At 62.8% G+C, this 23867-nt stretch carries 25 protein-coding genes and 1 tRNA gene; 9 read left to right on the forward strand and 17 right to left on the reverse strand.

The genetic code is table 11. The features are described 5' to 3' along the window. Positions 1 to 243 precede the first annotated feature (243 nt). Both EN808_RS37770 and EN808_RS03445 read right to left on the reverse strand, forming a co-directional pair. Complete coding sequence (locus EN808_RS37770; protein WP_348630929.1) at positions 244 to 450, reverse strand: hypothetical protein; 207 nt, start codon at positions 448 to 450, stop codon at positions 244 to 246. A 40-nt stretch (positions 451 to 490) separates the two neighbouring features. Continuing rightward, a tRNA-Met gene (locus EN808_RS03445) sits at positions 491 to 567 on the reverse strand. Between the two features lie 239 nt (positions 568 to 806). Between EN808_RS03445 and EN808_RS03450 the strand changes: the two genes are divergently transcribed. Then, the gene (locus tag EN808_RS03450) at positions 807 to 1766 is read left to right on the forward strand and encodes a Gfo/Idh/MocA family oxidoreductase (protein WP_127869816.1); all 960 of its coding nucleotides are present in this window, start codon (positions 807 to 809) and stop codon (positions 1764 to 1766) included. Positions 1767 to 1859: 93 nt separating this feature from the next. Here the strand turns inward: EN808_RS03450 and mnmA are convergent, their stop codons facing one another. Then, positions 1860 to 3050: a tRNA 2-thiouridine(34) synthase MnmA gene (gene mnmA, locus EN808_RS03455; RefSeq protein ID WP_127869815.1), complete on the reverse strand. Its 1191-nt coding sequence runs from the start codon at positions 3048 to 3050 to the stop codon at positions 1860 to 1862. Between the two features lie 289 nt (positions 3051 to 3339). Here mnmA and EN808_RS03460 point away from each other — a divergent pair, with 289 nt between their 5' ends. Next, the gene (locus EN808_RS03460) at positions 3340 to 3615 is read left to right on the forward strand and encodes a DUF1153 domain-containing protein (protein ID WP_006203587.1); all 276 of its coding nucleotides are present in this window, start codon (positions 3340 to 3342) and stop codon (positions 3613 to 3615) included. A 70-nt stretch (positions 3616 to 3685) separates the two neighbouring features. Here the strand turns inward: EN808_RS03460 and EN808_RS03465 are convergent, their stop codons facing one another. Then, a complete protein-coding gene (locus EN808_RS03465) occupies positions 3686 to 4612 on the reverse strand; it encodes an NADP-dependent oxidoreductase (protein ID WP_135915159.1) in 927 nt (308 codons plus the stop codon). An 88-nt stretch (positions 4613 to 4700) separates the two neighbouring features. On the opposite strand from EN808_RS03465, the gene EN808_RS03470 reads away from it, so the two are divergent. Continuing rightward, entirely contained in the window at positions 4701 to 5099 is a 399-nt protein-coding gene (locus tag EN808_RS03470) for a helix-turn-helix domain-containing protein (RefSeq protein WP_127870022.1), read from the forward strand. 109 nt (positions 5100 to 5208) lie between these two features. On the opposite strand, the gene EN808_RS03475 is transcribed toward EN808_RS03470, so the two are convergent. Further along, positions 5209 to 5586, reverse strand: coding sequence for a flagellar export protein FliJ (locus tag EN808_RS03475; RefSeq protein WP_027146385.1), 378 nt, complete (start codon positions 5584 to 5586; stop codon positions 5209 to 5211). A gap of 450 nt (positions 5587 to 6036) precedes the next feature. On the opposite strand from EN808_RS03475, the gene ctrA reads away from it, so the two are divergent. Then, positions 6037 to 6732, forward strand: a complete 696-nt coding sequence (ctrA, locus tag EN808_RS03480; RefSeq protein ID WP_006203583.1) for a cell cycle two-component system response regulator CtrA — start codon at positions 6037 to 6039, stop codon at positions 6730 to 6732. A 129-nt stretch (positions 6733 to 6861) separates the two neighbouring features. On the opposite strand, the gene EN808_RS03485 is transcribed toward ctrA, so the two are convergent. Continuing rightward, positions 6862 to 7230, reverse strand: coding sequence for a response regulator (locus EN808_RS03485; RefSeq protein ID WP_127869813.1), 369 nt, complete (start codon positions 7228 to 7230; stop codon positions 6862 to 6864). Positions 7231 to 7477: 247 nt separating this feature from the next. Further along, entirely contained in the window at positions 7478 to 8107 is a 630-nt protein-coding gene (locus EN808_RS03490; RefSeq protein ID WP_135915160.1) for a histidine phosphotransferase family protein, read from the reverse strand. Positions 8108 to 8494: 387 nt separating this feature from the next. Here EN808_RS03490 and EN808_RS03495 point away from each other — a divergent pair, with 387 nt between their 5' ends. Both EN808_RS03495 and EN808_RS03500 read left to right on the forward strand, forming a co-directional pair. Continuing rightward, positions 8495 to 9031: an EipA family protein gene (locus EN808_RS03495; protein ID WP_245458768.1), complete on the forward strand. Its 537-nt coding sequence runs from the start codon at positions 8495 to 8497 to the stop codon at positions 9029 to 9031. Between the two features lie 156 nt (positions 9032 to 9187). Beyond that, positions 9188 to 10342 (forward strand): hypothetical protein, encoded by a 1155-nt coding sequence (locus EN808_RS03500; protein ID WP_135915161.1) that lies wholly within the window; start codon positions 9188 to 9190, stop codon positions 10340 to 10342. 50 nt (positions 10343 to 10392) lie between these two features. On the opposite strand, the gene EN808_RS03505 is transcribed toward EN808_RS03500, so the two are convergent. The 5 genes from EN808_RS03505 to EN808_RS03525 form a co-directional block, all read right to left on the reverse strand. After that, entirely contained in the window at positions 10393 to 11187 is a 795-nt protein-coding gene (locus tag EN808_RS03505) for an RNA methyltransferase (protein WP_127280946.1), read from the reverse strand. Positions 11188 to 11288: 101 nt separating this feature from the next. After that, on the reverse strand, positions 11289 to 11633 hold the full coding sequence (locus EN808_RS03510) for a metalloregulator ArsR/SmtB family transcription factor (protein ID WP_127280947.1): 345 nt from the start codon (positions 11631 to 11633) through the stop codon (positions 11289 to 11291). A gap of 164 nt (positions 11634 to 11797) precedes the next feature. After that, positions 11798 to 12568, reverse strand: coding sequence for a HugZ family protein (locus tag EN808_RS03515; protein WP_135865467.1), 771 nt, complete (start codon positions 12566 to 12568; stop codon positions 11798 to 11800). Positions 12569 to 12644: 76 nt separating this feature from the next. Beyond that, the gene (locus EN808_RS03520; protein WP_135865465.1) at positions 12645 to 13406 is read right to left on the reverse strand and encodes a 3-hydroxyacyl-CoA dehydrogenase; all 762 of its coding nucleotides are present in this window, start codon (positions 13404 to 13406) and stop codon (positions 12645 to 12647) included. A 149-nt stretch (positions 13407 to 13555) separates the two neighbouring features. Continuing rightward, entirely contained in the window at positions 13556 to 14080 is a 525-nt protein-coding gene (locus EN808_RS03525; RefSeq protein ID WP_135865463.1) for an N-acetyltransferase, read from the reverse strand. 267 nt (positions 14081 to 14347) lie between these two features. Here EN808_RS03525 and EN808_RS03530 point away from each other — a divergent pair, with 267 nt between their 5' ends. Next, the gene (locus tag EN808_RS03530; RefSeq protein ID WP_127280712.1) at positions 14348 to 15340 is read left to right on the forward strand and encodes a glutathione S-transferase family protein; all 993 of its coding nucleotides are present in this window, start codon (positions 14348 to 14350) and stop codon (positions 15338 to 15340) included. A gap of 1 nt (position 15341) precedes the next feature. Here EN808_RS03530 and EN808_RS03535 read toward each other — a convergent pair whose 3' ends face one another. Continuing rightward, positions 15342 to 15839 carry an NUDIX domain-containing protein gene (locus tag EN808_RS03535; RefSeq protein WP_135865459.1) on the reverse strand — a complete coding sequence of 166 codons (498 nt, stop codon included), beginning with the start codon at positions 15837 to 15839 and terminating at the stop codon, positions 15342 to 15344. 53 nt (positions 15840 to 15892) lie between these two features. Between EN808_RS03535 and EN808_RS03540 the strand changes: the two genes are divergently transcribed. Continuing rightward, positions 15893 to 16822 (forward strand): metallophosphoesterase, encoded by a 930-nt coding sequence (locus EN808_RS03540; protein WP_135915263.1) that lies wholly within the window; start codon positions 15893 to 15895, stop codon positions 16820 to 16822. On the opposite strand, the gene EN808_RS03545 is transcribed toward EN808_RS03540, so the two are convergent. From EN808_RS03545 to leuA, 4 genes are all read right to left on the reverse strand, one after another. Beyond that, entirely contained in the window at positions 16806 to 17420 is a 615-nt protein-coding gene (locus EN808_RS03545) for a hypothetical protein (protein ID WP_127280843.1), read from the reverse strand. The two genes, EN808_RS03540 and EN808_RS03545, sit on opposite strands and share 17 nt — an antisense overlap. Before the next feature lie 119 nt (positions 17421 to 17539). Beyond that, positions 17540 to 18325 (reverse strand): alpha/beta fold hydrolase, encoded by a 786-nt coding sequence (locus tag EN808_RS03550; protein WP_135915162.1) that lies wholly within the window; start codon positions 18323 to 18325, stop codon positions 17540 to 17542. 223 nt (positions 18326 to 18548) lie between these two features. Continuing rightward, positions 18549 to 20315, reverse strand: coding sequence for a hypothetical protein (locus EN808_RS03555; RefSeq protein ID WP_135881244.1), 1767 nt, complete (start codon positions 20313 to 20315; stop codon positions 18549 to 18551). A 252-nt stretch (positions 20316 to 20567) separates the two neighbouring features. Continuing rightward, entirely contained in the window at positions 20568 to 22298 is a 1731-nt protein-coding gene (gene leuA / locus EN808_RS03560) for a 2-isopropylmalate synthase (protein WP_135915163.1), read from the reverse strand. A gap of 401 nt (positions 22299 to 22699) precedes the next feature. On the opposite strand from leuA, the gene EN808_RS03570 reads away from it, so the two are divergent. Then, on the forward strand, positions 22700 to 23866 hold the full coding sequence (locus EN808_RS03570) for an ATP-grasp domain-containing protein (RefSeq protein ID WP_135915164.1): 1167 nt from the start codon (positions 22700 to 22702) through the stop codon (positions 23864 to 23866). Position 23867 lies beyond the last annotated feature (1 nt).

Here is a 23867-nt window from a genome sequence, read left to right on the forward strand (position 1 = left end):
GCTCGGATCACCCTTGAGACAAAGATCGCACGGATTGAAGCCGAGCGACAACGCAACATTGACTTGGTAGTCAAGGGAGTCATTGGGGACGACGATGCCCGAGAACGCATTGCCGAACTGAAAGGTCGACGCATCGAGGCCGAGGCAGAACTCGCCAATCTTGAAGAGGCGCCATCAACCCTTACGGTACATCCAGCGGCGATAGAGAGGTATGTCAAAACGGTCGATGAGCTAGCTTCGGTCTTAGCTCATCACGCCGATGCGAATGACGATCAAGGCGCGCTGGTGAAGAGCTTCCGCGCGCTCGTTCACAGTGTGACGGTTCATCCCAAAGGGGCGCGACAGGGTATTGAGGTCGAGGTCAAAGGCAAGCTTGCCGCCCTCATCGGCGGCAACACATTTCCCCAAGCGCGCTATGCTGGGGAACGCGCGGTGGCCGAGGAGCGCCACAGGCAAGATCCCACTATTACGTACGATAGTGGGTTTAGGGTGGTAGCGGGAGAGGGACTTGAACCCCCGACCCCAGGATTATGATTCCCGTGCTCTAACCAACTGAGCTACCCCGCCAGGGCGGCGAAAGGCCCGAAATCCGCCTTAAATCGCAAGGCATTTCGAGGCGTTCGCCAAGGTCGGGCGGATATAAGGTTGGGAGGGCGAGCCTGTCAAGCTTCGATGCATTCGATAGGGCCGCATATTCTCGATGGCGAAAAGCTTTGCCGCGCGAACACCTGGATGCGGCCGCCGGGGTTGAGTTCGACGGGGCACGTCGCTATGTCTCGGCCACGAGTTTTTAGAGTTTGAAACAGATGAAGCCGCGCATTGCAGTCCTCGGTTGCGGATACTGGGGCTCAAACCACATCCGCACCCTCAAGGCGCTCGGCGCGTTGCACGCGGTTTCCGACACCAATCGTGCCCGCGCCGAAGGTTTTGCCAGCGAACAGGACTGCCTGGCGATCGAGCCGGACCAGCTGTTCGTCCGCGATGACATCGACGCCATCATCATGGCCTTGCCGCCGCAGTTCCATGCCGACCTCGCCGTGCGCGCCGTCGAGAACGGCAAGGACGTGCTGGTGGAAAAGCCGATCGCGCTGACGGTGGCCGATGCCGAGCGCTCGGTCCAGGCGGCCAAGGACAATAAGCGTGTGTTCATGGTCGGCCATGTCCTGCGCTTCCATCCCGCCTTCGAGACGCTGAAAGGGCTGATCGACAAGGGCGAGCTCGGCGAGGTCCGTTACATCCATTCGCACCGGCTGGGGCTCGGCAAGTTCCATACCGAGAACGATGCGCTATGGGACCTGGCGCCGCACGATCTGTCGATGATCCTGGCCATCACCGGCACCGAGCCGATCGAGGTGCGCGGCGAGGGGGCGGCACTCCTCGACAATCTCAGCGATTTCGCGCACCTGCATATGCGCTTTCCCAACGGGCTGCGCAGCCATCTCTTCACGTCGCGGCTCAACCCCTATCGCGAGCGCCGGCTGACCGTGGTCGGCACCAAGGCGATGGCTGTGTTCGACGATGTCGAGCCATGGGAGCGTAAGCTTGCGGTCTACCGCCACGCGGTGTGGCAGGACAGCGGCCAGTGGGCGTTCACCACCAACGAGCCGTCCTATGTCGCGGTTGCCCAGGGCATGCCGCTGACGCGCGAGCTGGAGCATTTCATCCAGTGCATCGAGACGCGCGCCGAACCGCGCACCAGCGGCGAGGAAGCGATCAGGGTGCTGCGCATCCTGACCGCTGGCACCGTCACTCACACCAAATCCTGAGACTGTTCGGAAATTCTACTGTTTGGAAATTCTACTGGGGCGGCCATCTGATGGCTGCCTAAAGTGGATTTCGAAACGGTCTTTGAGAGGGTGTTATTCGGCGGGCACCCGCGCCGGCTTGGCGGCGAGCCGGTTCAGCATCGCCTCGGCCTCGGCGCCGCGCTCGGAACGCTCGATGAAGCCGCCGCCGAAGACGCGGGCCTCGTTGCCGTCGTCGGAATAGAGCACGCAGGCCTGTCCGGGCGCGATGCCCGATTCACCATCGGCCAGTTCGACCGAGGTCACGCCTGCCTCGTGGCGCAGCACCGCCGGCCGTGGCGGCCTGGTCGAGCGCACCTTGGCGAACAACTCGATGCCGCCAGCGGGAACATCGGCGAGTGCGCCGTCTCCCAGCCAGTTCATGTTGCGCAGATAGATCTTGTGCGTCTCCAGCGCCTCGCGCGGGCCGACGACGACGCGGGCGCGCTCGGCATCGAGATGGACGACATAGAGCGGCTCGCCCGATGCGATGCCGATGCCACGGCGCTGGCCGATCGTGTAGCGCAATATGCCCTCGTGGCGGCCAAGCACGCGGCCGTCGATATGGACGATGTCGCCCGGATTGGCGGCGGCCGGCTTCAGCTTGGCGATGATGTCGGAATATTTGCCCTGCGGCACGAAGCAGATGTCCTGGCTGTCCTGCTTGGCGGCGACCGTCAGCCCCATCTCCTCGGCGATGGCGCGAACCTGCGGCTTCGACAGGCCGCCAAGCGGAAAGCGCAGATAGTCGATCTGCGCCTGCGTGGTGGCGAACAGGAAATAGCTCTGGTCGCGGTCGGCGTCGACCGGCCGGTAGAGGGCGCGGTGGCCACCATTGGCGCCGGAGCGGATGTAGTGGCCGGTGGCGAGCGCATCGGCGCCGAGATCCTTGGCCGTGGCCAGGAGATCGGCGAACTTGACCGTCTGGTTGCAGGAAACGCAAGGAATGGGCGTTTCGCCGGCGACATAGCTCTCGGCGAAGGGGTCGATGACCGCCTTGCGGAACCGCTCCTCATAATCGAGCACATAGTGGGGAATGCCCAGCGTCTCGGAGACGCGGCGGGCATCGTCGATATCCTGGCCGGCGCAGCATGATCCGGCCCGATGCGTTGCCGCACCATGATCATAGAGCTGCAAGGTGACGCCGACGACATCGTAGCCCTCGCGCTTCAGCAGGCCGGCGACCACGGATGAATCGACGCCGCCCGACATGGCGACGACGATGCGGGTGTTTTCTGGGCGTCCGGGAAGGTCGAGGCTGTTCATGGTGCTTTCATTCTAACGCGGCGTCTGAATGCCAATGTCGAGAATATAGGTCAAGCTTTCCTGCTGCGCCAGCTTGCAGGGCGACCGGCGGCGCGTCGCGAACGCTGCGAATGGATACATTTCTCCCGGCCAAAACAGGGCTTCCAGCCGCATATTTCAAATGCCCGCTAAAAGACTAACGCGGCGTTCACGATCCTTACCTAGTCATTAGGGTCTGCTTAGGCAATTTTTAAAGCTGTGGCGGTAACGTGGCGGGGATTGGGTCTTTGAGTTTTTTGTAGAGAGTACGATGACCGATCTGGTTAGACCTAGAGTCAAATATGTTATCGGGCCTGACGGCAGCCCGCTTACGATTGCCGATCTGCCGCCGACGAACACGCGTCGCTGGGTCATCCGGCGTAAGGCGGAAGTGGTTGCAGCGGTGCGCGGCGGACTTTTGAGCCTTGAAGAGGCATGCCAGCGCTACAAGCTGACCACGGAGGAATTCCTGTCCTGGCAAGCGTCGATCGACGAATACGGCCTTGCCGGGCTGCGCACCACGCGTATCCAGCAATACCGGCACTAGGCCGGCCTCACCACGATCAAAGGGCGCGGCAAGCCGCGCCCTTTTTCTTTCGGAGCGACGGTGTCGCCGCTCAGATCGTCAGTGCCACCTTGCCGATCGGCCTGGTGGCGAGAAAGGCGTGGGCGGCTCCCGCCTGGTCGAGCGGAAAAGTCCTGGCCACGTGGACGGCAAGCTTTTGCGCGTCGATCAACCCAGCGAGCTCGAGCAGGCCCTCGCGGTCGGGCATCACCGACAGGCGCTCGACCCTGATATCGCGCGAACTGGCGTCGGCGCGCGTGGCGTCGTTGACATTGAGCAATGACACCAGCACGCCGCCGGGCTTCAGCACCTTCAGGGAGCGATCGGCATGGTCGCCGCCCAGCGGCTCCAGCACCAGGTCGATGTCGCTGATCTGGCTGGTGAAATCACCCTTGGTGTAGTCGATCACCTCATCGGCGCCCAGCTTGCGCACGAAGTCGAGCTTGCCCGGGCTGGTCGTGGCAACGACGTAAGCACCACGCGCCTTGGCGATCTGCACGGCCAGATGGCCAACGCCGCCAGCTCCGGCGTGCACCAGCACGCGTTGGCCTGATTGCAGTGCGCCATGGCGGACAAGGCCTTGCCAGGCGGTGAGACCGGCCAGCGGCAATGCGCCGGCCCGGATGTGGTCCGCCCTCTTCGGCTTCGGCGCGATCTCATCGGCCGGCACGGCCGCCAGTTCGGCGTAGGCCGCGGCCTGCTTGGGAAAGCGCGGCATGCCGAACACGTCGTCGCCGACCTTGACGCTGGTGACGCCGGCGCCCAGTGCCTCGACCGTCCCCGAAATATCCCAGCCAAGGATGAAAGGCGGCTCGCCGAGCAGCGGATAGTTGCCGGCGCGCACCGCGCCATCGACGGGATTGATGCCGGCCGCCTTGACGCGGACCAGCACCTCGCCGGCCTTCGGCGTGGGATCGGGCAATTCGGCGATGACAAGAACGTCGGGTCCGCCGACGGCATTCTGGGTAACGGCACGCATGAAATCTCTCCTGTTGATCGATGCCACTATCATTTGGAGAGTAAAGACCTATTGTCTAGTATGTACCTCTCTGATATATAGGTACCTTATGGATAGTGATTGCGACTCCCCCTTTGGCTATGACGCGTTCCGGCGGACATGTCCGTCGCACACCGTTTTGGAAATGCTGGCCAGCAAATGGGTCTATCTGGTTGTCTGCGCGCTGCGCAAAGGCCGGATGCGCAATGGTGCGCTTGCCCGCAAGCTCGAAGGCATCACGCCCAAGATGCTGACCCAGACCTTGCGTGTGCTGGAACGTGACGGCCTGGTGCGGCGAGAGGTCTATCCGGTCATTCCGCCACACGTGGAATATGAACTGACCGAGCTCGGCCAGAACCTGGCGGAACTGCTTACCCAGATCAGATCGTGGGCGGAGCAGCATGCGCCCGATATCAAGGATGCCCGGGCAAGGGCGACCAACGGAAATGAGGCGGACTGGGCGGCCTAGGTCTTGTGCGCCAGCAGCACTTCGCGGCGCCAGCCGGCGCTGGTTCAGGCTGCCGTCCCGACAGCGGGCGCGCTTGTGCGCGTGCCGAATAGCGCCGATGTCGGCCGGTTCAGCCGATCATGGCGCTGCGGCCGCCGGTTTCGGCCTCGCGAATCTTAGTATCGCGCGATTCCAGCATCTCAGCCTTGGAAAGCTCCGCTTCAGCTTCGCCGAGTAATGATTCGGCGGCGCTTCGCTGCTGGGCGAGGTCGCCTTGCGAGTTCCTGAGATTGTCGCGGCGCAGACGCGCCGCCTTGGCGAAGGTCGGATAGGCGAAATGGTTGATATCGGTGATGCCGGCTTTCTTTTCCTCGGCGGTGATCTGAAGCTCCAGTTCGACGGCCATGCGCTCGAACTCGGCGATCATCATGTCGAGCTGCAGCATCTGCCGCCGCTTCTCATTCACCTGAAACTGCTTCAGCCGGACGAGGTTTTCACGTGACTTCATGATTCGGTACTCCCGGAAACGCACACCCGCACATATCGTCCAAACCACTTGGAAAGGCCAAGCACTGCCCGTATCCACCGGCTTTCCCCGCACTATGGGAAACAAAACCCTAAAGTTTTTTGCCGACGGTAACCATTCGTTTACGGGCATTGTTAATCATACGGGTCAGGGCTTAAGGCCGGGTAAAAATTCCGGCCGCCGAAGCGAAGCCGCGTCGATGAGTCCCTGGAGTCACTTAGTCCAGGTTATTAATGTGTCGCATTAGGAATTTTGGTCTGTGATTCGTTATTAGATTCAAGAGGGTGTAGAAAGGGGTTAAAAAATCTGATACCGTAATGAACGGGAAATTAGGTTTTGTTAACCATTCGATGGCAGCCTCTCTACAAGGCAACCACTGCTCCGGGGCAGGACGGGTCGTGAAATGGTCCGGCGGCAGAAAAGGGGAATGAAATGCGTGTTCTGCTGATAGAAGATGACAGTGCAACCGCACAAAGCATCGAGCTGATGCTGAAATCGGAAAGTTTCAATGTCTATACGACGGACCTCGGCGAAGAGGGTGTCGATCTGGGCAAGCTCTACGACTACGACATCATCCTTCTCGACCTCAACCTGCCCGACATGTCCGGCTACGAGGTCTTGAGAACGCTTCGCCTCTCCAAGGTAAAGACGCCCATCCTCATCCTCTCCGGCATGGCTGGCATCGAGGACAAGGTACGCGGCCTCGGCTTCGGCGCGGACGACTACATGACCAAGCCGTTCCACAAGGACGAGCTGGTGGCGCGCATTCATGCCATCGTGCGCCGCTCCAAGGGGCACGCCCAGTCGGTCATCACCACGGGCGATCTGGTGGTCAACCTTGACGCCAAGACCGTCGAGGTCGGTGGCCAGCGCGTGCACCTGACCGGCAAGGAATACCAGATGCTGGAGCTGCTCTCGCTGCGCAAGGGCACCACGCTCACCAAGGAAATGTTCCTCAATCACCTCTATGGCGGCATGGACGAGCCGGAACTGAAGATCATCGACGTCTTCATCTGCAAGCTGCGCAAGAAGCTCGACGCCGCTTCCGGTGGCCAGAACTACATCGAGACCGTCTGGGGTCGCGGCTATGTGCTGCGCGAACCGGAAGACATCCGCGTCAGCGCCTGAGCGCAGCCGGCAGAGCTTTTCTAAAAAAACCCGGCCATGGCCGGGTTTTTGCATTGTAGGCCGACAATCATTTGTTTTTGCGCACTGCCGGACAGACGGCCGGCCGCCGCGGTTCTTCTGGAACAGCGTTCAGGCAGCGATCTTCAAGGCGCGAAAGCGCTCGAGCAGTTGCGGGCGATTGAAGGGCTTCAACAGATAGCCCTGGGCGCCGGCGCGCTTGGCGCGCATGATTGACGCGATATCGAGTTCGACCAGCGAGATCAGGATCTGCGGCTTGATCGGGCTTTCCATGGCGCGCACGCGCCGGATGAGGTCGATCGCCTGCATGTCCGGCAGGGCGCCGTCGACGACGATGATGTCGGGCATGTCGGCCGCGCACATCTCCAGTGCGTCAAGCCCGCTGGCTGCCTCGATGACCATCATGTCGGAACCGCCCAGGATTCGTTTTGCGACCTTCCTGATGACGCTTGAATCGTCGACGAACATGCAGCGTTTCATTTTCCGGGTCCTCTTTGCCCTTTGGCAATCCGGTCGTGCGGGGCATCTGCGGCGTAGCCTAGACCGATCTGGTAAAGAAGCCGAAAAGCCGTTAGGTAAAATTTTTGCAAAGATACCGTTCGACGCGCTTTTCCTTGCGGATGCTTCGGCGTTGCCGCGCAGGCAAAGTTCATCGCACCCCGATTGGGGCGTCAATGAAATATTTCAGATTGAAATACTTTGTTCGATCGCGCTGCCAGCGTCGATTTCAGGCCGCCGAAAGGACGATTTCTTCAGCCGTCGCATGGATCGAAATCGTCATGTTGGCCTCGCGGGCCAGCAGCAGCGTGTAATAGGGCTGCACCGAATGCGCGTCGATCGGCTCCTCCGGCTTGTGACCGGAATGCAGTTCGAGGAATTTCGGCGGCACACGCAGCATCGGCCCGCTGGCCGAAAGCGAAAAACGCGGCTCGGCTTCGAGATTTTCGAGCGTCACCACCAGCTTGCCGCCGCGCGGAATGGCGGCATTGGCAACCAGGAGCAGGTTGAGCAGCAGCTTGACCTTGTTCTTGGGCAGCAGCGCGCGGATGCCGTTCCAGACCAATTCCGGCTTTTCGTTCTTGAGGAAGGCGATGGCGACGGCCTCGGCATCTCCGGTGTCAATCATCATGCCGGCCGAGCCGGCGGCGCCGAAGGCGATCCGGGCGAACTGCAAACGGGCGGAGGCGTTCTTTGCGCTCTGGCGGATCAGCCGCATGGCGTCTTCGTCGGCACCACCTTCGTCGAGCAGTTCAAGCCCGTTGTTGATCGCGCCGACCGGCGAGATGATGTCGTGGCAGACGCGGCTGCACAAGAGCGCCGCCAGATCGGGGGCGGTGAGGGTGAACAGATCGGCCATCGGTGAAAATCCCTGCAAATTCCACTAGTCGTGACCGGGCGACCTGCTATCGCGCTACCCACACGAATCACGTTCCAACCCGAGGCTTTCTGAATACACAGCACTCGTTCGTACAGCAACAAATCCAAGATTGTCGTCGGGGCAAATGGCGTGTTCGCCCAGGCTGCCGGCCCCGCGCGCTCCCCAAACAGCCTTCGAACCGCCATCTTCATGTGGGAATTTAATGGTTGAAAAAGGATTACGGCATAGTTTGCCCCTAACAGTCATCCTTAACGGCCGCCTAAAAAGAGCCGTACGGATGCGAGGCGTCGGCGAAAGTGCTTCATGACGGAGATTGGAAGCATGTTTTCCCGATTCTATGACCGGAGTTTTCTCCGCGTCCTCTCAATGGCGATCACGCTCATGGGCGTTCTCGTCTTCACGACATCGCCCTTGCGGGCCCAGGAGTACACCGCTCAGGAAATTATCGATTCCGGCCACAAGTTCTTCGGCGCGACGTCGGGCGGGTTGGCCACCGTCGTGGAGAAGATTTTCGCCTCCTACGGTCTGCCCAATGGCTATCTGCTCGGCGAGGAGGGATCCGGTGCGCTGATCGGCGGCCTGACCTATGGCGAAGGCACGCTCTACACCAAGAATGCCGGCGATCACAAAGTGTTCTGGCAAGGCCCGTCGCTGGGCTGGGATTTCGGCGGCGAGGGGTCACGCGTGATGATGCTGGTCTACAATCTCGACGATGTCGGCAACCTCTACAATCGCTATGGCGGCGTCGCCGGTTCGGCCTATGTGGTGGCGGGTGTCGGCTTCAACGTGCTGAAGAACAACAATGTGCTGCTGGTGCCGATCCGTACCGGCGTCGGCGCCCGGCTCGGCGTCAATCTCGGCTATCTGAAACTGACCGAGCGGGCGACCTGGAACCCGTTCTGATCTGTCCAACATGATCGAATCGCGGACAGTTTGACCGGATTCCCGAGCCCACGCCCCGAATGAGCCGCGGCAAGCCCTTGCCGCGGTGCCGGATTTCCGCCATGCCAAGATGGCACAGTCCAGCCTTCCAAGTTGTCGTCGATAACGGGTAGTCCTTTGGTTCAGTCGGTCCTGTTCTTTGCCCTCGGCTTTCTCTGTGCCGGCTTTCTGGCGCTGATGGTGGCTCCGGCCGTCTGGCGGCGCGCCGTCGCCCTGACCCGCAGGCGCATCGAGGCCTCCATCCCGCTGACGCAAGCCGAGATCCAGGCCGACAAGGACCGGGTCCGGGCCGAGTACGCCATGACGACGCGGCGGCTCGAAATCAACGTCAAGACGCTGCGCGAAAAGGTGGCCGAACAGCTCGTCGAGATCAACCGGGGCCGCGAGGCGCTGAAGGGGCTCGCGGTCGAGCGCGCGGAAAAGGACCACGCGCTCGCCGAACTCGGCGCCAAGGGCGAAGCGTTGCGGCGGCGCGAAGAGGAACTGCATCAGCTTTCGGAGCGGCTCAAGGAAACCGAACGAAAGCTGGAAAGGCGGGCGCTCGAGCTCGAGAAGCTGGAGCGCATGTATGACGACGCCAGTTTTGCCTCCAGCAGCCGCCAGATCGAACTCGTGGCCCGCGAATCCGAATTGCAGAAGCTCGCCAGCGACATCTCGCTGCTGCGTGGCCAGCGCAAGGAAGCGGATCGGCGCGGCCAGGAGATCGCGGCCGAAAGCAAGGCCGCGCGCGATGCCTTGAAGGCCGAAAAGAAAAGGGCCGCCGAACTCGACAAGAAGGTCGAGCGGCTGCTGGCAACGCTCGCCGACCGTGAGGACAAGCTTGATCGGCGCGAAAAGGAGTTGGCGCGGTTGCGGGAAAGAACGAAAGCCGAGGACGGCGCCCCAGCCTTGCGGCTGGTTGGCAAGCCCGATGAGTCGGACCGGCATGACGAGGCAGGCAAGCGCGACGACATGGACCGCGCGATTGCCAAGCTCGACAGCGACCGCGAGCGGCTGGAGGCCAGGCTGACGGCGCTGGCGCGGGAGAACAAGCGGCTTAAGGCGGATCTCGGCGCTGTGGCATCGTCGGGTTTGACGAATGGCAATGGCGCCGCGCTGCGTGAGCAGATGAACGAACTGGCGGCGGAGGTCGTCCACCTGACAGCCAAGCTCGAAGGACCGGATTCACCGATCGCCAAGGCGTTGGCGGCACCGCAGGACAACCGCTCCGCCGGCCACGACCGCAGTCTCGCCGACCGCGTGCGCGCCTTGCAGAAGGCGGAAGCCAACTGACGCGGTGCGGGCTGGCGGCCTGCCGGCGTCTTGGCCTCAGACGGCGCCCGTCAGCGCGAGAAATGATGCAGGGCGATGGCCGAGGCGGCAGCGACGTTCAAGCTGTCGAAGCCATTCGACATGGTGATCCGCACGGTTTGCAAGCGGGCAAGCAGGCTTTCGGGCAGGCCTTCGCCCTCGGTGCCGAGATAGAGCGCCAGGCGCTCGCCGCGCCGTGCATCGCGTATGTCGATCCGGCCGCGCGGCGACAGCGCAAACTGGTCGTAACCCCGCCGATCGAGGTCCGCCGTGAAGTCCGCCGTGTCGGCGAAGGACGCGAAAGGGATCTTGAGCGCGGCGCCGACCGAAACCCGGATCGCCTTGCGGTACAACGGATCGCAGCATGTCGCGTCCATCAACACCGCATCGGCGCCGAAAGCGGCGGCGTTGCGGAAGATCGAGCCCATATTGTCATGGTTGGCGATGCCGACAAGCACCACGACCAGGGCTTGAGCGGGCAAGGCATCCAGCAATGACCCCGACGGCAGGGGTGTCTCCTTGCGGCCGATGGCCAGGATGCCGCGATGCATGTGGAATCCGGCGATCGCGTCCATCACCGCGCCGGCGACGACATAGACCGGCAGGTCCGTTCGTGTCTTGCGCAGTATGTCCTCCAGGCCGCCAAGCCGGTTTTCCAAGACCAGGATGGATTCGGCGCTGAAGCGGCTCGACGACAAAAGCAGGTCGAGCACCACCTTACCTTCTGCGACGAAGCGGCCTTGCCGGCCGGCCAGGTCGCGCTCGCGGATATCAAGATAGGCCGCGACACGTGGGTCGCGTGGATCGTCGATGCGAATTGGGTCCATGTCCCGCTCAACAATAAAGAGCGTGGCTCGTGTGCCGCGAAAGACACATGAGCCACGCTCCGGAAATCGTCAGCGAGGTAAACGGCCGCGGCAGCGTCCGGTCAAGTCCCGGCGCGGCGCAATCTCTGCGCCATCTGGGACAGATCTTCCTTGCTGCTGCCGAAGATGCCGTCCAGCACGGCGAGCAGTTCGCGCACCGCATCGGATTTGCAGGAATAGTAGATCATCTGACGATCGCGGCGGGTGTCCACGAGGTCGAGCGCCCGCAACTTGGCCAGGTGCTGCGAGAGGGCGGATTGGCTGAGCATCACCTTTTCGGCGATGGCGCCGACCGACATTTCACCGTCGATCAGATAGCTCATGATCAACAGCCGTTTTTCGTTGCCCATCAGCATCAGAAATTCGGCAGCCGATTCGGCGTTCGCGATTAGCTTTGTCGAGACCATTGATGCCCCATGCTGTTTGCTCATCGAGGCGCCATGGGGGCAATGGTGCCTGAATCCATAAATTCACTTGTGAAGGTGCCGACGAGTCAGCACCACAGCTAAGCCTAGAACATTTCTTTCAAATCTCAAGGGTTGCTTTTGATCAAATGCAATTTAGTTTCGTCTTATGCCTCCGATGCGGCCCTGCCGATCCTGGCCATTTCGACCAGGGCGGGACGTAATTCCGAAGCCTTTACCAGCGGTTGCGGGAAGAATACCCGGCAGACATTGTCCCCCGACACCAGATCCATGCCATCGGCGTCCAAACCGGCGATCGTCCAGCCATCACCAGGTGCCTTGGCGAAATGACGGGCATAGATGGCGATCGCGTCGAGATGGTCGGCATTCATGTGCTCGACGGCCGATTGTTCGCTTCCGGCAAGTTCCTCGATGATGGGCCCATTGGTGAGGAGGTCGGCCCGTTCGAGCAGATAGGCCTTGCCGAACCCGCCGTTGAGGCTGGCGCGTTGCGGCTCCAGGCGAAAGATCGAAAAGTCGCCGAGCCCGGCATAGAGGCTCGCCTTGGGATTGCGGTTGAGATAGCGGCGCTCGGCGCGGGCATGCGCCTGCGAGCCGCGCTCCAGCCGCGATGCCTGACAGACCAGCGTCAGCCGCGGATGCGCCAGCGGATCACCTTTGCCGGGTTCGCCAAGCAGCAGGGAGCAACGCGGATCGGCAAGCAGCGCCGACGTGTGCGCCGCGAGCATCGACACCAGAATAAGCGGCGCGCCGTCGATGTCGGTCGCGACGCCGGCCCGGCTCGCCAGCGGCGCCCCGGTCCGTGGTTCCAGCACCGCCAGGGCGCCGAAGCGGGCACTGCGCAGAAGCGTTTTCGCCAACCGGATCGCCTCGGCGTCGGTCTCTCGGATCACATCCCTATCTTGATTTCGCTGCATCGAAGCGCTCGCCACAATTTGTCACGCTTGTCGGTGTTGCCGGCCGGATTCGGTCTTCCGCCAACTTCGGCTCGCACTATTTCGGCGCCATGCGGATGGCGCCGTCGAGGCGGATGGTTTCGCCGTTCAGCATCTGATTTTCGATGATGTGCAGGGCAAGTGCGGCATATTCGGAAGGTTCGCCGAGGCGTGAGGGGAAGGGCACCGCGGCGCCCAGCGAATCCTGCACGTCCTGCGGCATGCCGGCCATCATCGGCGTCTTGAAGATGCCGGGCGCGATGGTGCAGACCCTGATGCCGGAACGGGCGAGATCACGCGCCACCGGCAACGTCATGCCGACCACGCCGCCCTTGGAGGCGGAATAGGCCGCCTGGCCGATCTGGCCGTCATAGGCGGCGACCGAGGCGGTGTTGACGATGACGCCGCGCTCGCCGCCCTGCAGCGGCTCCAGTTTCGCGGCACGGTCGGCAACCAGGCGGATCATGTTGAAGGTGCCGATCAGATTGACCTCGATCACCTTGCGGTACTGGTCGAGCGGATGCGGGCCGTCCTTGCCGATCGTCTTCACGCCAATGGCGATGCCCGCGCAATTGACCAGGATGCGCGGCTCGCCCAGCTTGGCGGCGACATCGGCGAGGGCGGCGCTGCCGCTGTCGGCACTCGCGACGTCGCACCGGACGGCGATGCCGCCGATCTCGGCCGCGACCTTGGCGGCGCGCTCGATGCCGACATCGAGGATGGCGACGCGGGCGCCCTTGGCGGCAAACGCGCGCGCTGTCGCCTCGCCAAGGCCGGAGCCGCCGCCGGTGACGATCGCGATCTGGCCGTTGGGATTCATGGCGTCATCCTTATGCGTGTGAACGGGCTTTTGCGTGAGAACGGGACGGATCAGGCCCGGATCGACCGACAAGGTCAAGATGGAGAGGGCCGCCGTCTTGCAGAAACGGCGAACCACGGAAAACCCGTCCACACTTTCCAGGAGCCGCCCTAGGCGTGCTCGACGATCCTGGCCTGGCTGGCGTGGCCGACCTCGCCCGAAAGCCTGGCCACCGCGCCTGGCGCAATCTCATGCGACAGCAGCCGGTCGAGGTCGACAGGCCGCGGCATCGAAATCTGGCCGCGCGGTATGCGCTTGAAGCCGAGCGGCCCGTAATAAGGCTCGTCGCCGACCAGGATCACGGCGGGTGCACCGGCCTTGGCGGCGGCCTCCAGTGCGATCGCCACCAGCCGGCGGCCGATGCCGAGATTCTTGAAGGCGGGCCGTACCGCGAGCGGCCCAAGCATCAGCGCCCGGCCGGCACCGGCCGCTATGCGCGTCATGCGCACCGAGGCGACGACGAGGTCGCCGTCGACCGCGACAAAGGACAGAGCACGCTCATGCCCACCGGCCTCGCGGATCTTGTAGGCGGCCAGCACGAAACGGCCGGGCCCGAAGGCCTCGTCATTGATTGCTTCGATTTCAGGATCGTGCGCCGGGGTTTCCGGCAGGTACTTCACGTCGGCAAGGCTCATGGTCTTTGCGTTCCGGTAGAGGAGGAAAGGTTGCTGCAAACGGCAGCATTCGCCAGTCAGCGCTTCATCAAGCGCGGGCGCCCTTTCGTCGTCGGTCAAACCGGATCAAAGCAAAATCGAACATGCAAAGTGTCCGCTAGCATCAATTTTGCGCCGCCGCAATCGGCCCGTCCGCTGGCCCTATCGATTGACGATCTGTTCAGTCCTGACTAATTCCGTCTTGCCGCATCGCGCTCTACATGAGGTGGAAACGCGAAAGGATATTCCATGGGATTGTTGGTCGACGGTAAATGGCAAGACCGCTGGTATGACACCAAGGACAGCGGTGGCAGGTTCGTGCGGCCGCAATCGCAGTGGCGAGATTGGATCACGCGCGACGGTGCACCGGCGGAAGGCCGCGGCCGAGGCTTCAAGGCGGAGCCCGGCCGCTATCACCTTTATGTTTCGCTCGCTTGTCCCTGGGCTCAGCGGACGCTGATCTTTCGCGCGTTGAAGAGGCTCGAAGGCATCATCTCCATCTCGATCGTGCATCATTTCCTGGGCGCCAACGGCTGGACGTTTGTCGCCGAGGACGGCGCCACCGGCGACACGCTCTATGGCCTCGACTTCCTGCACCAAATCTACACCAGGGCGGATTCCGCCTATTCGGGCCGGGTGACGGTGCCGGTGCTGTGGGACAAAAAGGAACAGACCATCGTCTCCAACGAATCCTCCGAAATCATCCGGATGCTCAACTCAGCCTTCGATCAATGGGGCGATGCCGGCCTCGATTTCTATCCCCAGGCGCTGCGCGGCGAGATCGACGCGATCAACGCGCTGGTCTATCCCTCCGTCAACAACGGCGTCTACCGCGCCGGCTTTGCCACCACGCAGGCGGCCTATGAAGAAGCGTTCGGCGAGCTGTTTTCGACGCTCGATGGGCTGGAGGACCGCCTGTCCAGGCAACGCTATCTGGTGGGTGACCGCATCACCGAGGCCGACTGGCGGCTGTTTACCACTCTGGTGCGCTTCGACCCGGTCTATGTCGGCCATTTCAAGTGCAACCTGCGCCGCATCGCCGATTATCCGAACCTGTCGAACTATCTGCGCGACCTCTATCAGGTGCCCGGTGTGGCGGGGACGGTGAACCTGCATCACATCAAGGCGCATTATTACGGCAGCCACGAAACGATCAATCCGACGCGGATCGTGCCGGCGGGACCGGAGCTTGACTATGGCGCGCCGCATGATCGGGCGAAGTTCGCGAGGGCGGCGGCCTGATCTACCAATAGGGCGATGCTGGCACGCCGCGGAAAACCTCGGCGATCCGCCGCAGCGTCGCCGGTGTGGTGCCTTCCGGCAGGCGATCGAGTGGAAAAAAGCCGGCCTCGGCGATTTCATGGTCGGGCCGTTTCGGCGCGGTCTGGCTGAAATTTTCGACGAGATAGAAGCCGACATGATCGCGCCGGCTGGCGCGGCGGTTGAAGTGCATCGACTTCAGCACCGGCGTGGCGGCCATCGCGATGTTGCCCTCTTCGGCGAGTTCGCGGGCCAGCGCCTCGGCCAGCGTCTCGCCAACCTCGACGCCACCGCCGGGAAGCTGCCAGCCGGGCACATAGGTGTGGCGAATGAGGAAGACGGAATTGGTGGCGGCATCGTGGATCAGGCCGCGCACACCGAGCGTCATCGGCCGCCGCAGCACGAAATAGAGATGGAACAGCCGGGCCCTCAACCCCGCCCAGCCGGTCTGGCGGAACGCGGCTTCGTCGTCGGTCGGCATCAGTAGCGAAACCGTGGGTGGAAAGGGGCGTGCACGTCGCCTATGAAGGAGGAATGTTCAGGCTCGCGCATATTTCCGATGTCCATCTGGGGCCGCTCCCCGATGTATCCTATCGCGATCTCGCCTCCAAGCGCGTGCTCGGCTACGTCAACTGGCAGCGCAACCGCCGCCGCCACATGCACGATGCCGTCATCGACGCCATCGTCGCCGACATCAAGGCGCAAAGCCCGGACCATCTCGCTGTCACCGGCGACCTCGTCAACCTGGCGCTCGACGGCGAGATCGAGATGGCCAAACACTGGCTCGAGACGCTGGGGTCGGCGCATGACGTTTCGGTCGTGCCGGGAAACCATGACGCCTATGTGCCCGGTGCCTTCGACAAGATCTGCCGGTCATGGGCGGCGTGGATGAGCGGTGACGGTGTCAACACGCCGGTCGATCGCAATGCATTTCCCTATCTGCGCGTGCGCGGCAATGTCGCGCTGATCGGCGTCTCGACGGCGCGCGCCACGGCGCCCTTCATGGCCAATGGTTTCTTCATGGAGGGGCAGGCGGCTCGCCTCGGCAAGATCCTCGAGAGCGCGGCGAAGCAAGGGCTGTTCCGTGCGATCATGATCCACCACCCGCCGGTGCGGGGCGCCGTCTCCCAGCACAAGCGGCTGTTCGGCATCGCCCGCTTCCACAAGATCATCCGCCGCCATGGCGCGGAGCTCGTGCTGCACGGCCATTCGCACCTGCCGTCGCTGTTCCAGATCGGGCCTCGCGATGCAAAGGTCCCGGTCGTCGGGGTCGCCGCCGCCGGCCAGGCGCCGGGCGGCAATCACCCGGCAGCACAGTACAATCTGTTCGACATCGACGGCGAAAAGGGAAACTGGCGCATCCGCCTGACGCGACGCGGCCTGACCGGACCGTCCATACCGCCTTCCGATCTGCAGACCGTGGAACTCGGTGTCGAGCCCGACGCGGCTATGGTCGCCAGTTGAGAACCATGGCCGAGACGCGGTCCCACAACAGCGCCGCCGACACCGCGAGACCAACAAGTCCGCCGGCGGCGACCAGCCCAAGGCCCGACAGGAAGGCCGACCAGCCCTTGCCTTGCGTCGAGGCTCGCAGCGGCGGCTCGGCTTCCGTGACCTCGGCGCGTCTCATGCCGGCGACCGCCGGCTCGACGCCACCCTCCATCATTCTCCGGCGTTCGACGATGCGCTCGGCGACATAACGCGTCACGGAATCGGCGACCGGCTTCATCTCGGTCGATTCGGCAAGCACGACACGGCCAATGCGAGTGTCCTTGAGGAAGCGGTAGGTGCGGCGGTCGCGCCCCATCGCGACATGGCTGACGGCGTCGATCCACAGGCGCGGCTGTAGGCCCGAGGAGACGACAAAGTCGAAATTATCCATGTCGGCCGGAACATCGGCAAAGACGGGCGCGAGGTCCGCGGCCAGGAGGTCGAGGCGCATGCGGTGCGCCTCGCGCATGTCGACGACGACATCGTCGCGGTCAGCGAAGGCGTTCTTCACGTCACGGATGGCATCGGACAGTTTGCTTGACGGATCGATCTTCTCGCCTGCGTCCTTCATCGGCGTCTGCCTCGCGGGGTTGGTTAACACGCAGTTAACACAGCCGCCGGCAAAATGCACTGGCGCGATCAAGACGGCGAGGCGCCCGGGTGGTGTCGCGCTGGCCCAGCCGGTCGCGGCTAATTCGGGCGCAAGGGCCTGGCACGGCGGTTCATGTTGCGCCGGATGATCGTGGCGATCAGCTCTGGCGCCTCCTCGATCAGCATATGGCCAGCCCCCGGGACGTGGTGCACATGAAATTGCACGGGCAGATTGTCGGTGTGGGCAACGGGTAGCATCGGGTCATCGCTTCCCCATACCACCATCACCGGCATGGTCAGTGTTTCCAAGCGGTCGCGCGGGATGACGCCCTGCCGGTCTTGGCTGGTCATGGCGGCAGCGATCTCTATGAGTCTCTCGACTTGGCCGGGTCGCCCGCGCATGTCCCCAAGGGCGTCCAAGGTGTGATCGATAGGCCGCGTCAGTGGTCCCGACATCGCCAAGAGGCACGCCTGGATGTCGGATGGGTCCCTTGCGGCGGCAAAGCGGCGCAACAGCCGACCGTTGATCTCGGCGCCGAAGCCGCCAGGGGCCAGAAGTGTCAGCGACGCCACCTTGTCGGGCTCGGCCAGCGCCATCAGCGCCGCAACCGCGCCGCCCATCGAGTGGCCGACCAGATGAAAGCGCTTTACCGATCGCGCGGTGAGATCGGCCAGGACGGCCCTTGCCGCCAGCTTGGCCGGGCCGGCACCGGGGAAATCGAGCGACAGCCCGTGCCCCGGCAAATCATAAGCGAGTGTGCGCACCGCAGGCGACAGCGCCGGGATCACTTCGTGCCAAATATCGTGGCAGCCGCCGAAGCCATGCAGCAAGACGATGGCCTTCGAGCCAACACCCTTTTCGGCGGCGTGAAGCGATGCGATCATGAAATCTGAAAGCTTTATTGCGGAACGGCAAGGTGGGAAATGCGGGTGGTTTGCTCCTTGTCCAGAACGATGGCCAGTAAAATCTTCACGACGACTGGCGCTTGCGACCTCTCGATCTCGCGGGTTCGCGCGACAAAGCCGGCAAACCAGTCATATCGGGGCTTTGCCACCTGCTTCGGCGGCCAACAATTTGGTTGGTCCAAACAGTCCTGTCCGTGGGACGTCAGCTCGCGTTGCCGAGGCCTGCCGCGCGCAGGGCCCCAACCAGCCGCTCGGTCAGGTCGGGCGGATATTTCCGGTCGATGAAGGTCGCGCGCGGGTCGGCGGCGAATTTCGGAAATTTGGCGGTCAACTCGTCGACCAGCTTGCGCGCCAGATTGTCCTGACCGGCGATCTTGGCACCGATCAGCCGGGCGGCAAGATAGTGCGACTTCGTTGCGGTTGTTCTCAGAGAGGAACTGGCGATCGCGGCCTTGTTGGTGTCGCCAAGCATGAGTTCGCCGGCGAAAAGTCCAAAATCCCACCATGTCGGATGACCGCTGGAGGCGTCCACCGCCTGGGCCAGGATCGGCGTCCCCTCGGCATAGCGGCCGGCGAAAATCAGCCCGTAGCCATAAGCGGCGGCCATGGCGAGATCGTAGGGATTGAGGTCATAGGCCTTGCGCATCCAGCGCAGCGCCTCGTCGGCGTTGCCAAGACGGGAATTGATGTAGCCGTAGGAACGATGCGCGTAGGGACTGGTCGGCCCCATCTGCACGGCGCGATGGGCGAATGTCATCGCCTTCTCGATCGTGGCATCCGGCGGATAGGCGTAGTGGTCGTTCACGGCCTCCAGGTGGAGCGAGGCGATTTCCGAATAGACCAACGGTGATTTGGCGCCGTTTTCGGCGAGGGTTTCGAGGCAGCGATAGGCGGCCTCGTGGGTCCTGGCGTTCTGGTCGAGATAATATTTGTCGTTGAGCGTCAGGCATTGCGTGAGGGCGGTTTGTATGCCGCTCTGTTCGAGATAGCCGTAGATCGTGCCGGAAGCGGGAAGGGCGGACGTCAAGATGCCGGCTATACGGCTCTCGACGGTGGTCGGCGCGCTGTCGGAGGCGGTCAGGTTGCGCGACAAAAGCACCCGTCCGGTGGCCACGCTCTGCAGTTCGATCGTGATGTCACCCGTATCCGGCCCAGGCAGGATATCGAAGATGAAGCTCGTCGCGCTAGCGACCGGATCGGCCTTGTTGACGATGTCGCGACCGATGAAGTCGATCGTATCGAAGCCGCTCAGTCCGGCACGCAGCGTTGCGGCGACACGGCTGGCATCCGTGCCACTGGCCTTGACGGCGATGTAGACCAGCGGCAAAGCCTCGCTGGCGGCGGACGGCGCGATGCTGCCGGTCAGGGTCGCGGTCTCGAGCGTTGCCGCAGGGTCGCCGCCTGCCAGCAGCGCACCGCTGCCCTGACGCAATATCAGAACGCCGAGCATGGCTATGACCACGGCGATCGCCATCCAGAAGAACCGGAGATGGCGTGCCACCGAGGGCTCCGGCGCCGCCGCCGGTGCCAGCAATGCAGCGGCGGCAATGGCATCACCGGGGGGCTCGGATGGTGCCGCTACGGCTTCGATCTGCTCGGCGGGTTTCGCAGGTTCCGGCAAGCGGATCGCGTTGAGCTCATAGGCCGGGACATAGCTGCCGCGCGGTATCGCTATGCGAAACGGCTCCGCGACGCCTTCATTGGCGAAATATTGCTGCAGCAGCTCGCGTAGCCTGCCCGCCTGCACGCGTACCACCGCGTCGGTCGAAGGATCGAAATCGCCATCCTTGCCGAAGACATCCATGGCAATGGAAAAGCCCTTGAGCCGGTCGGCTTCGCCTGCCTGTTCGCGCTCGACAAGATAACGCAACAGCTTGCGTGCACGCTCGGATCGTCCGAACGTTTCGCTGGCAAGCAGTCGCTCTAGTGTCTCGCGCACTGCGGGGGCGGCAGGCGTGGCATGCTGCAAGTGTCGATCCTCTCGAAGTCGGCACAGGTTGAGGTGCGATCATATAGTTCCCGCACCGGCACACAAGTCTGCACCCATTATGCGATCGCGTACCTCACCGGAGAATTCTCCGGTGGTTAATAGCCTGCCGGTATCGGCCAGTGCATGGGCGTGAGAGCCAACATCAGCCAGTCGAGGCAAAGCCTTTCGAGGGCTTGAAAAATGGCGGCGTGGGGAGCTGTTCCTGCCTCCCGCGCCGCCGACCGGCCGATGCTAGCGACCGACGATACGATTCGCCGCTGACGTCACCGCTTCCAGCGAGGCGGCGACGATGTTGGTGTTGATGCCGGCGCCGAACAGTTTGCCCCCGGGATATTCCATCTCGACATAGGAGATGGCCGACGCGTTCGAGCCGCGCTGCAACGAGTGCTCGGAATAATCGAGCACCGACATGTCGACGCCGACATGGCGCGACAGCGCATCGACGAAGCCGTCGATCGGGCCCGTGCCGGTGCCTGATATCGTCACTTCCTTGCCATTGTCGAGGATGACCGCCTCGATCACCCGCCGGCCCTTGACCTCGGTATCGGGATAGGTGTGGTGGTCGAGGAATTTCAGCCGCGCGCCCGGCTGGTCGACATAGGTCTCCAGGAAGCGCTCGTAAATGCGCTTGGCCGGAACCTCCTTGCCTTCGGCATCGGTGATCGCCTGGATCGCCTGGCTGAACTCGATCTGCAGGTTGCGCGGCAGATTGAGGCCGTAATCGGCCTGCAGCACATAGGCGATGCCGCCCTTGCCCGATTGCGAGTTGATGCGGATGATCGCCTCGTAGCTGCGGCCGACATCGGCCGGGTCGATCGGCAGATAGGGCACTTCCCAGTGCGGCGTGTTGGCCTTCTTCAGCGCCTTCATGCCCTTGTTGATGGCGTCCTGGTGCGAGCCGGAAAAGGCCGTGTAGACGAGTTCGCCGACATAGGGATGGCGCTCGGGAATCTTCAGCTGGTTCGAATATTCATAAACGTCCTTCATCCGGTTGATGTCGGAGCAATCGATGCCCGGATCGACGCCTTGCGTGTACATGTTGAGCGCCAAGGTGACGATGTCGACATTGCCGGTGCGCTCGCCATTGCCGAACAGCGTGCCTTCGACGCGGTCGGCACCAGCCATCAGACCGAGTTCGGTGGTGGCGATGCCGGTGCCGCGGTCATTGTGCGGATGCAGGGAGATGATCAGGTTTTCCCTGGCGTCGAGGTTGCGGCACATCCACTCGATGCGGTCGGCATAGATGTTGGGCGTCGACATCTCGACGGTCGACGGCAGGTTGATGATCAGCTTGTTGTCAGGCGTCGGCCTGACGATCTCGGTGACGGCGTTGCAAATCTCCAGCGCGACCTCGAGTTCGGTGCCGGTGAAGCTCTCCGGCGAATATTCGAAACGGTAGCCGCCGCCCGCTTTGGCCGCCATGTCGGTGATCATCTTGGCGGCGTCGGTGGCGATGCGCTTGATGCCGCCGACATCCTTCTCGAAGACGACGCGGCGCTGCAATTCGCTGGTCGAGTTGTAGAAATGCACGATCGGGTTGGTGGCGCCGTTGAGCGCCTCGAAGGTGCGGCTGATCAGTTCGGGCCGGCACTGGACCAGCACCTGCAATGACACATCGGCCGGCACATTGCCTTCCTCGATGCACCAGCGGGCGAAGTCGAAGTCAGTTTGCGAAGCCGACGGGAAGCCGATCTCGATCTCCTCGAAACCCATGTCGAGCAGCAGCGCGAACATGCGCGCCTTGCGCTCGTGGCCCATCGGATCGATCAGTGCCTGGTTGCCGTCGCGCAGGTCGACCGAGCACCAGATCGGGGCCTTGTCGATCACCTTCGAGGGCCAGGTCCGGTCGGTGAGACCGACCGTAGGATAAGGTTGGTATTTTCGGGCTGCGTCCGGCATGCCCCGGCCGACCTGCTTGCCGGTCGCGGCCTCGCTGGCGCGGATGTCTTCTCGTGCGTTCATCGTCGTTTCTCCCGGCGGCTGGCGGTCCACCTTTCAGGCGGATGTGGTGCCAAGCGGCGCCTTTACCAGATTTTCGTTCGCTTGATATGATTTGCCAAGGAGCATGCGCTTGCGCGGCGGTTCGACCGCCGGGCGCTCCTTCAGCGAACCCGGCGATCGCCGATAAGGCCGAGAAGAAGCAGGGTCGAGGCAAGCGCGCGAACGGTCTCGCCGGCAAAGCCGGTCTGACGGGAAGCGGTGGTGGCGCGCGTGTTCATGGCCGCTCTCATACAGGAGCGGCCTGTTGGAGGCAAGCGGGGCCGGCCCGGTCGAATTTTATCCCTAACGCGGATGCTCTTCCCCGCGCGCTGCAAATGCGCCAGACTTGAACGGTGGCGGGGTGCCGCCGGCAGGGGTCATCCATGAATTTCGTGTTCTTCTCGCCGCATTTTCCCGCCAACGGCGCCGATTTCTGCGACCGGCTGAAGAAGGCCGGCGCGACCGTGCTCGGGATTGGCGACGCACCCTTTGACGCTCTGGACGGCAAGCTGAAGGCAGCGCTTTCGGAATATTACCGTATCGCCGACATGGAAGACTACGATGCGGTGTTCCGGGCGATCGGACATTTCATCCACAAATGGGGCCGCATCGACCGGTTCGAATCGCTCAACGAGCATTGGCTGGAACTGGAAGCCAACATCCGCACCGACTTCAACATCTACGGCACCAAGCTCGATTTCGTGAAGAATCTGAAGCGCAAGAGCCGCATGCGCGCCTTCTTCCGCAAGAGCGGCGTCGAGACCATCGCGCAGCGCAAATGCTCCGACCGGGCCGGCGCCATGACCTTCATCCGCCGCGTCGGCTATCCCGTGGTGGTAAAACCGGATTCTGGCTCCGGCGCTTCGAACACGTTCAAGATCTCGAATGCGAAAGAGCTCGACCAGTTCTTCCGGGACAAGCCGGAGGATGTGACCTTCGTCATGGAGCAGTTCATCGAGGGGCTGGTGGTGACGTATGACGGGCTGGTCAACCGCGACGGCGAGGTGGTGCTGGCGGCCAGCCATCGCTACGACCAGAGCGTCATGGAGGTGGTCAACAAGGACCGCCACATGAGTTACACCTGCTTTCCTCGGATCAGGCCTGTCGTCGAGGAGGCCGGCCGCAAGATCCTGAAAGCATTCGACGTGCGCGAACGCTTTTTCCACATCGAACTGTTCGAGACCAGGGACGACCGCATCATCGCGCTGGAGGTCAACATGCGCCCACCGGGCGCCTGGATGACCGACGCCATCAACTACACGTTCGACATCGACGTCTATGCGGCCTGGGCAGACATGGTCGTGAAGGACGCAGCCGGCGGCCCCTATGAAGGCAAGTATTTCACCGCCTATGCCAGCCGCAAGCGCCACCTCGACTATTTGCATAGCCATGCGGACGTGCTAGCCGCGCACCGCGACAAGATCGTCCACCATCAGGCCATCGAGAAGGTTTTCAGCCGCGCCATGGGAGATTACGCCTACCAGATGCGCTCGAAGGATCAGGCGGAACTGCGCGAGGCGGTTGCCTATATCCACGCGGAAAAGGCTTGAG

The sequence above is a fragment of the Mesorhizobium sp. M8A.F.Ca.ET.165.01.1.1 genome (assembly GCF_004792065.1).
Taxonomy (GTDB): domain Bacteria; phylum Pseudomonadota; class Alphaproteobacteria; order Rhizobiales; family Rhizobiaceae; genus Mesorhizobium.

What these genes read in the sequence shown, in the direction of transcription:
- EN808_RS03495 (WP_245458768.1), top strand. Translation starts at nt 8,495, where the DNA reads ATGGCGATCACGCTCATGGGCGTTCTCGTCTTCACGACATCGCCCTTG.
- EN808_RS03540 (WP_135915263.1), top strand. Translation starts at nt 15,893, where the DNA reads ATGTTCAGGCTCGCGCATATTTCCGATGTCCATCTGGGGCCGCTCCCC.
- EN808_RS03550 (WP_135915162.1), bottom strand. Translation starts at nt 18,325, where the DNA reads ATGATCGCATCGCTTCACGCCGCCGAAAAGGGTGTTGGCTCGAAGGCC.
- EN808_RS03515 (WP_135865467.1), bottom strand. Translation starts at nt 12,568, where the DNA reads ATGCAGCGAAATCAAGATAGGGATGTGATCCGAGAGACCGACGCCGAG.
- EN808_RS03535 (WP_135865459.1), bottom strand. Translation starts at nt 15,839, where the DNA reads ATGCCGACCGACGACGAAGCCGCGTTCCGCCAGACCGGCTGGGCGGGG.
- ctrA (WP_006203583.1), top strand. Translation starts at nt 6,037, where the DNA reads ATGCGTGTTCTGCTGATAGAAGATGACAGTGCAACCGCACAAAGCATC.
- EN808_RS03570 (WP_135915164.1), top strand. Translation starts at nt 22,700, where the DNA reads ATGAATTTCGTGTTCTTCTCGCCGCATTTTCCCGCCAACGGCGCCGAT.
- EN808_RS03525 (WP_135865463.1), bottom strand. Translation starts at nt 14,080, where the DNA reads ATGAGCCTTGCCGACGTGAAGTACCTGCCGGAAACCCCGGCGCACGAT.
- EN808_RS03460 (WP_006203587.1), top strand. Translation starts at nt 3,340, where the DNA reads ATGACCGATCTGGTTAGACCTAGAGTCAAATATGTTATCGGGCCTGAC.
- EN808_RS03465 (WP_135915159.1), bottom strand. Translation starts at nt 4,612, where the DNA reads ATGCGTGCCGTTACCCAGAATGCCGTCGGCGGACCCGACGTTCTTGTC.
- EN808_RS03505 (WP_127280946.1), bottom strand. Translation starts at nt 11,187, where the DNA reads ATGGACCCAATTCGCATCGACGATCCACGCGACCCACGTGTCGCGGCC.
- EN808_RS03490 (WP_135915160.1), bottom strand. Translation starts at nt 8,107, where the DNA reads ATGGCCGATCTGTTCACCCTCACCGCCCCCGATCTGGCGGCGCTCTTG.
- leuA (WP_135915163.1), bottom strand. Translation starts at nt 22,298, where the DNA reads ATGAACGCACGAGAAGACATCCGCGCCAGCGAGGCCGCGACCGGCAAG.
- EN808_RS03530 (WP_127280712.1), top strand. Translation starts at nt 14,348, where the DNA reads ATGGGATTGTTGGTCGACGGTAAATGGCAAGACCGCTGGTATGACACC.
- mnmA (WP_127869815.1), bottom strand. Translation starts at nt 3,050, where the DNA reads ATGAACAGCCTCGACCTTCCCGGACGCCCAGAAAACACCCGCATCGTC.
- EN808_RS03520 (WP_135865465.1), bottom strand. Translation starts at nt 13,406, where the DNA reads ATGAATCCCAACGGCCAGATCGCGATCGTCACCGGCGGCGGCTCCGGC.
- EN808_RS03510 (WP_127280947.1), bottom strand. Translation starts at nt 11,633, where the DNA reads ATGGTCTCGACAAAGCTAATCGCGAACGCCGAATCGGCTGCCGAATTT.
- EN808_RS03485 (WP_127869813.1), bottom strand. Translation starts at nt 7,230, where the DNA reads ATGAAACGCTGCATGTTCGTCGACGATTCAAGCGTCATCAGGAAGGTC.
- EN808_RS03545 (WP_127280843.1), bottom strand. Translation starts at nt 17,420, where the DNA reads ATGAAGGACGCAGGCGAGAAGATCGATCCGTCAAGCAAACTGTCCGAT.
- EN808_RS03470 (WP_127870022.1), top strand. Translation starts at nt 4,701, where the DNA reads ATGGATAGTGATTGCGACTCCCCCTTTGGCTATGACGCGTTCCGGCGG.
- EN808_RS03475 (WP_027146385.1), bottom strand. Translation starts at nt 5,586, where the DNA reads ATGAAGTCACGTGAAAACCTCGTCCGGCTGAAGCAGTTTCAGGTGAAT.
- EN808_RS03450 (WP_127869816.1), top strand. Translation starts at nt 807, where the DNA reads ATGAAGCCGCGCATTGCAGTCCTCGGTTGCGGATACTGGGGCTCAAAC.